Source organism: Bacillus sp. SIMBA_154, from assembly GCF_046536015.1.
GTDB lineage: Bacteria > Bacillota > Bacilli > Bacillales > Bacillaceae > Bacillus > Bacillus pumilus_P.
In genome coordinates this window covers 1-328 of record NZ_JAWJBV010000126.1, presented here as the reverse complement: position 1 = coordinate 328, position 328 = coordinate 1, and the positions used below count along the sequence as shown (strand labels likewise).

Annotated in this window: 1 protein-coding gene; it reads right to left on the bottom strand. The window is 43.6% G+C overall.

Annotation, left to right across the window (positions count from 1 at the left end; all coding sequences use genetic code 11):
- Positions 1 to 328 (bottom strand): N-6 DNA methylase (locus tag R0K30_RS21415; protein WP_410612797.1); only part of this gene is annotated, 328 nt, incomplete at both ends.

The following is a 328-nucleotide window of genomic DNA, read 5'->3' as shown; positions in this document are numbered from 1 at the left end:
AATCAGAGAAATCCAACTTAAACGGCGGGTTAGAAACGACATAATCGAACTGCTCTAGCTCGCCGCTAGCCTGCTTATGATACGGGTCGAGTATTGTGTTGCCTTTAATGATGTTGTGGATTGAGTGCACCAAATCATTAAGGATTAGGTTTAGACGTAATAAGCTCGATGACTTTTGAGAAATGTCCTGAGAGTAGATGGTACATTTGTCTTCACCAATCTGGTGCGCCAAGTTCATTAATAATGTACCCGAACCTGCGGATGGGTCGTAACAGGTGACGTTATTTTCCCCACCGTTAACCAAGCAACGCGCCATGATTTTTGATAC